The following is a 6,300-nucleotide window of genomic DNA, read 5'->3' as shown; positions in this document are numbered from 1 at the left end:
ATAATCCACGAATGCTTATGGATTTCCAGGAATTATTAGGCGCATGAAAATGTGCTTGTGTTATTTTCTGGTAGTAACTTTCGCCGATGAGGTGGTTTAATGGAGGTAATTTCTGTCAAACGCGGCGGTTTTCTGTGGGCTTGATATACCCAGGGCGTTGCCCTTGGGTTGAAATAAGTTGCCCTTTCAGGGCGAAGAAAAGCGGTTTCAGGTTTCAAGTTTATGATTAAATACCTTTTAGTTCATTTTAATAGTTATGAAAGGATGTTAAGGAAAGCCCGTAGGGCTGACATGTTGGTAGAATATTGTAATTAGGTGATAATTCGCCGCGATGAGGTCTTTTATTGGATGTAATAAAATTGTCATCGGCGAAATGTGCAGGTTAAGGAAGAGTTTACTTAGGGATAAAGGTTATGGTGCCGTGGCTCTGAGATATCTATAAAAAAGGTCACAACCTTTTATCGATTGCGACCAGGGGTGATATTTTTAAACAAGTTAGGTTAAAATGCCAGTCCAACACCTACGCTTATCGGATAAAGTTCCGGTCCTTCATCTTTTTTAAATAGTGGTTTGGCACTGTAAGTGGCATAAATGCTCCAGCTGTTTACTCCCACAGCGGCCCTTAAACCATATCGGAATGTATTGAGATGGAAGTCTTCCTTCGTTTTTGATTTATCATCATCATCGGCGACTAGTTTTACATAAGAGCCAATTTTTACTCCGGCGTATCCTCCAATTAGGAACCATACATCTTTTCTGCCAGCAGGAAATTGGAATTCAAGTGCTAATGGCGCTGTAAGAAATACAGTGGTAAGCTTGTTTTTTTTGTAGCTTTTTGATGAAACACTGTCGTAATAGAGCACAGAACTGTCATTTTGCAGTACGAGTTGCTTGTTGTCAAATTTATAGTTTTGCCAACTGAATCCTAATCCTGAAACCAAACCTACACGTTCATCTATTATAGGTATGGCCACATCGAATAGGTTAAGATTGAATTCAAGTGACCTGGAGTCCTCCAGTTCCATATAATACTGTTCTTCTCCAAGGGTGAGCGACTGGTCTGGGGTCATATAGGTATTCAGGCCGAGTTCAATACCACCAAAATGTGAATCGAAGTCTTTGGTTTCATGTTTTTTCTCTTCACGGATATCTTCTTCTTTATCGCCAAAATCATCGAAGCTGCCACCAACTTTATCGATGATGATGATACGTTTGTTTTTCAAATCAATATAGGTGGTGTCTGGTGTATGCTCATTTGTTACTGTGTCCTCCTGTGCCTTTGTGCTTAAGGCAGATAAAAGAATTAAGGTGCTGATTATTATCGTTATATAGTTCATTTTGGTTATTTTTATTGGTTCATGCGTATGGCGAACATATGTTTAAAATGTTACGTTATTTGTTGACGGTTCTGGTAATGGAAAAAAGCTTTGTTGAAAATTGTACTTTTTTTCGTTTCCCTCGCTCATCATACTGGGCCTGTAGATCCATTTTTGTGCCTACTTTATTGTTCACTGCTTCAACGCCTTTTTGTGCTGCTTTAAAAAGCGTAAGTTTATTTTCTGGTTTTACATTAAATGATGGTTGACTATTCTGAGCATACATTTTTTCCATAACCTCGTCAGCCGATATTACTTCAGTTTGCATTTGTGGCTCGGGTATTTTTTTGTCTTCAAAACTTTCTATTTCGGCTTGCCTTATTGGCACCGGCTCTAGTGTGGCAAATTTTTGTTTTATTTTTTGTGGTTTTAGTTCCTTTATTTTGTCTTTGTTTTCTTTTTGCGCTTCTGAAAAGTGCACAATCGTCTTCATCATGTGTGTTTTTATAGCCGGATTGATGAATGCCGGGTTAGGATATTTTCCATCTTTAGTTTGCTGTTCTATTTGCGCTACATTTTTATTATATCCTTTATATGCATTTTCGTTGATATTGGCGATACTGATGAAAAAATAGAATAACGCGGCTGCTGCTGCCACACCCGAAAGCGGATAGAGGTAACGCATTTTACTTTTCTGCTTTCTGAGTTTATGCTTGTCTGGATAAAGCACCTGTTCAGGAATTAATTTGGTTTCGAGATAACTTTTTTCCAGTTCATCAATGCCTTTAATTTGTTTTTTAAATTTATCCCACTCATTGCGTTGTGCCAATGTCAGATCATTCTCAAGCGCTGCAATAATCCAGTAATCTGCGTCTTCAAAAGCAGGTTTGCTTTCAAAGTTTGGGAGCTGCCAGGGTTTGGCACCGGGAAATGGAATTTCTTCGGCTTCGAGTCTTGTTTTTAAATAGTTGGCAAAAATTTTTTTAAATGCCGGGCGGGTTTCCAGTTCATTGGCAAATTTTGTTTTTCCTGCCGGCGATAAATCTTCTTCCATTGCAGCAATACACCATTCGTCAATGTTCTCATCATTGATGGGCTCATCCTCCAGGTTTTTTTTGAGGGCATTTTTACCTTCAAAAACCACATCTGAATCCAGAAGCGAAGTGTTCTGTATAAGTTCCAACTCCTCTTTCAGGTCAGGGTTTTGCTCCAGAAATTGCATAAGCTTTTGCTCAGCTGCCTCTGAAAGTTGACCATCGAGGTAGTCGATTATATAGATTTCGTAGTTATTTCGGTTAATCTTCATCATTATATTACATTTTCCATTGCACCAATATATTTCTTCAGATACAATCTCGCCCGGTATATGTATACTTTAACTTGCGATTCGTTGAGTTTGGTTATTTCTCCTATTTCCTGGTAGGAGTAGCCTTCATAATCGCGTAGCATTAAAACCGAACGCTGTATTTCAGGCAGTTTTTTAACTGCTTCACTCAGCACTTCGCTCAGGTCGGAGTACTGGTCGTCGTGCGCGTAATTTTGCTCCTGCACTGTTTCGAAGTCGTCTTTTCTGTTTTCTTTGCGGTACACATCAATCATTTGATGATATGCAGTAGAAAAAAGGTACGATCGGGCTTTTTTGCCATCAATTTCTTTCCTTTTTATCCACATTTTGGTAAACGACTCCTGCACAATGTCCTTTGCAAGCTCTTCGTTTTGCGTGTTTTTGAGCATGAACCGATACACGGCATCACTGTACTCATCAACGCTCTGATTGTATTCCTCTGTGGTCATGGTGTCAGCTTTTCCGGTTGTATGACGATGATGTTTCGCAAAAGTTACAAGAAAATTTTTAATTTCTTTTGATTTGGTAATGCCTTTCGGGCAATTCCGGAGAAGCTTCTTCTGTGAATGGTTTTATTCGCAAAACCCTCAAAAGCGGCTAAGTGGTTTTGATTAAACCATTATGGGTATAATTTCAATTTGCTGAACCGCTGGAGTTACTACTGCAGTGACATTTTGTTTCATTTGCCGAGCGCCGGGGCTAACTTTTGGGGAATGGTAATACAATGGTAAAAGTGGTGCCAATATTTTCTTCGCTTTCCACATGAATTTGACCTTTATGTTGGTCGATGAATTCTTTACACAAAATAAGTCCCAGACCGCTGCCTTTCTCTTTTTCTGTTCCTCTGGAGGTTGTGCCTGAGCTTAAGCTAAAGAGGTTTTGCTGGTTTTTAGGGCTGATTCCCACACCATTATCGGTTATTTTTATTTGTGTTGATGTGTTTGTTTGTCCTGCATTGATATTGACAGTGCCATTTTGGGGTGTGAATTTTATCGCGTTACTTACAAGGTTGTAAAGTATTGACTTGAGCATGTTTCTGTCAGCAAATATTTGTATGTCATTGTTAATGCTTTGCTCGATGGAGATGTTTTTAATTTTTGCCGAGGCACTGAGGATGTCTGCAACATTATTGGTAATGTCTTGTAAAAGCAGTGTTTCAGGATTAAAGTTCATCTGGCCAGTTTGCATTTTGGCCCAACTCAGTAAGTTTTCAAGTAAATTTAAGGTGTTTTTAGCCGATGTGTGTATATGTTTTGCCAGGTATTTAGAGTGTTCAATATCATTACTGTCATCATCTTCCTGCAGTAAGTCCGATAGGCCCAGAATACTATTGAAAGGAGCTTTCAGGTCATGAGCAATAATAGAGAAAAGTTTGTCTTTTGTTTTAACCATGGCCTCAAGCGAATCGGTTTTTTCCTGGAGGCTTTTTGTTTTTTCGGCGACCCTTTTTCTGAGCATTCGGGTCCAAATAACCAGTATAATAATCAGGATGATAATAGGGATAAGACCAATGCCAATGTACCGGAGAACTCTTATTACCGATATCTGTTTACGCTGATAAATTTTCCAATCGTTTTGCAGCTTCTCTTTTATGCCGGTAGCCTTCAGCTCATCAATTCCGTCGTTTAAAACTGAAAGGAGTTCAGTGTCGCCGTTTTTTACGGCAAACCGGTACAAAATGGGCATAATAGAATATCCAATCGGCTTGAGATTTTTAATGTTGGTATCATCAATAGTTTGCATGGCAATTGAATAGGGCGCTAACACGGCATCGCCATTGCCCTCTGATAACAATCGAATGGCTTTGGGTAAAGAGCCTACCTCAGTGGTGTTTTTATAAAGCGCCATCGGTTCAATAAAACGGCTGATAGATGCATCTCCCTTTAATGAAATAATCTGTTTGTTTGCAAGATCACCGATTTCTTCTATCGGGCTGTTTTTTCGTACGATTATATCGTAATGGTCTTCATTGTATGGAATTGTAAAATCAAAAATAGAATCTCTTACATCGGTGTAAAGCGTGGCCAGTAGTAAGTCAACTTTACCGGTTTTCAGATTGTTGAGAGCTTCTTCCCATTCTGTAAAACGGAACTCTACTTTAAAGCCATAGGCTTTAGCTATTTGTTTTATTATCTCTACATCCAGGCCCCGGGCTTCGCCGTTATTATCAAGGTAGGTGTAAGGTTTGTAATCATAATCGCCACCAACGATAATGGTTTCTTTTTGCAGGGGACCTTTTTGTGTTGCTGCCAAAGTTGTATTACTCTTCATAAGAAGAGCTATTGCCAGGCACACAAGGCATAAAATGTGGTATTGGTTTCTCATAGAAAATGGGTGCGATAATAGAGAATAAAGATAACAATCTTTGAAGATGATACGAAAGAAAATATTTTTTAATTATAGGAGTGATTGATGATAATAGTAAGCCCGGGTTGGCGTGGATGGACGAGAGGTAAAGTTAATTAGTTGATTGAATAATTGTGTTCTTTCGGTTAGGGATGCGGTTCCCGTTCTCTTCGATTCTCACAATACCAGCGCAAAGAGCTACTCAGAGAACTATCCAACAAACGCATTATCAAACCGGGGCGTTGCTCGTGGGTTGAAATAAGTTGCCCTTTCAGGGCGAAGAAAAGTGGTTTCAGGTTTCAAGTTTATAATTAAATACATTTTCGTTTATTTTAATAGTTATGAAAGTATGCTATGGAAAGCCCGTAGGGCTGACATGTTGGTAGAATATTGTAATTAAGCGATAATTCGCCGCGATGAGGTTTTTTATTGGATGTAATAAAAGTGTCATCGGCGAAATATGCAATGATTGGAGATTTTTACGCAATCCTTGACAGCTATCGTGATGCCACGAAATGCAATGTGTGCAAAAAGCTTTTTGCGTTGTTCTTTAGTATCGTAATTTTCGCCGCTGAGGTGGTTTAATGGAGGTAATTTCTGTCAAACGCGGCGATTTTTTGTGGGTTTGATATACCCAGGGCGCTGTCCGTTCGTTGAAATAAATTGCCCTTTCAGGGCGTGGAGGTAAAATGATTAAGTTAATTATTTGATTGAGTAATTGTGTTCTTTCGGCTAGGGATGCGGGTCCCGTTCTCTTCGATTCACACAATGCCAGCGCAAAGAGCTACTCAGAGAACTATCCAACTAACACATTATCAAACCCGGGGCGTTGCTTGTGGGTTGAAATAAATTGCCCTTTCAGGTCGAAGAAGAGTGGTTTCAGGTTTCAAGTTTATAATTAAAAACCGTTTCGTTTATTTTAATAGTTATGAAAGTATGCTACGGAAAGCCCGTAGGGCTGACATGTTGGTAGAATATTGTAATTAGGCGATAATTCGCCGCGACGGATTGTTGCCGGACGTAATAAAAGTGTCATCGGCGAAATGTGTATTGAAGGTTCATAATCCACGATTGCTTATGGATTTCCAGGAATTATTAGGCGCATGAAAATGTGCTTGTGTTATTTTCTGGTAGTAACTTTCGCCGATGAAGTGGTTTAATGGAGGTAATTTCTGTCAAACGCGGCGATTTTTTGTGGGTTTGATATACCCAGGGCGCTGCCCGTGGGTTGAAATAAGTTGCCCTTTCAGGGCGAAGAAAAGTGGTTTCAGATTTCAGGTTTATAATTAAATA

The 6,300-nt window shown here is 39.3% G+C and carries 5 protein-coding genes; all 5 read right to left on the bottom strand.

All coding sequences use genetic code 11. The features are described from left to right. Positions 1-500: 500 nt before the first annotated feature. Entirely contained in the window at positions 501-1,337 is an 837-nt protein-coding gene (locus tag VJ937_RS01995) for an outer membrane beta-barrel protein (RefSeq protein ID WP_324065245.1), read from the bottom strand. A gap of 55 nt (positions 1,338-1,392) precedes the next feature. Next, the gene (locus VJ937_RS01990; protein WP_324065244.1) at positions 1,393-2,625 is read right to left on the bottom strand and encodes a hypothetical protein; all 1,233 of its coding nucleotides are present in this window, start codon (positions 2,623-2,625) and stop codon (positions 1,393-1,395) included. Beyond that, the gene (locus tag VJ937_RS01985) at positions 2,625-3,110 is read right to left on the bottom strand and encodes an RNA polymerase sigma factor (protein ID WP_057953058.1); all 486 of its coding nucleotides are present in this window, start codon (positions 3,108-3,110) and stop codon (positions 2,625-2,627) included. Before VJ937_RS01985 ends, VJ937_RS01990 begins: the two co-directional genes overlap by 1 nt. 250 nt (positions 3,111-3,360) lie before the next feature. Further along, complete coding sequence (locus tag VJ937_RS01980) at positions 3,361-4,932, bottom strand: transporter substrate-binding domain-containing protein (protein ID WP_324065243.1); 1,572 nt, start codon at positions 4,930-4,932, stop codon at positions 3,361-3,363. Positions 4,933-6,102: 1,170 nt separating this feature from the next. Continuing rightward, a partial coding sequence (locus VJ937_RS01975; protein ID WP_324065242.1) for a hypothetical protein occupies positions 6,103-6,300 on the bottom strand: 198 nt, incomplete at its 5' end.

The sequence above is a fragment of the Salinivirga sp. genome, from assembly GCF_035268865.1.
GTDB lineage: Bacteria > Bacteroidota > Bacteroidia > Bacteroidales > Salinivirgaceae > Salinivirga.
This window is presented reverse-complemented; position numbering and strand designations above follow the sequence as displayed.